Below are 268 nucleotides of genomic sequence, written 5' to 3'. Positions count from 1 at the left end.
TTTAGGCCCTGATAATACGCCATTGCTACCCGACCCAAAGCCACCTAAACGAGCTGACTATCTGTTTTTGGAATCCACCTATGGTGATAACAATCATGAAGACGTTAAAACCCGCTCTCGGCGACTGCTAGAAATTATTCAACGTAGCGTCAGTGATGGCGGTGTTATTCTGATTCCTGCATTTAGCGTTGGACGCACCCAAGAGTTACTGTTTGATATAGAAATGCTGCTATCGCAACACCAGCTTAGTGAGCGCTTACCGATTATT

Annotated in this window: 1 pseudogene; it reads left to right on the top strand. The window is 45.1% G+C overall.

Annotated features, from left to right (window positions below):
- A pseudogene (locus tag FQ668_RS27565) lies at nt 1-268 on the top strand (MBL fold metallo-hydrolase); the annotation flags it as partial.

Origin of the sequence: Pseudomonas sp. Kh14, from assembly GCF_900291005.1 — a bacterium.
In the GTDB taxonomy this organism is placed as follows: Bacteria; Pseudomonadota; Gammaproteobacteria; order Pseudomonadales; family Pseudomonadaceae; genus Aquipseudomonas; species Aquipseudomonas alloputida.
Note: the sequence above shows the minus strand (reverse complement) of the source record. Positions and strands in the feature narration are given on the sequence as shown.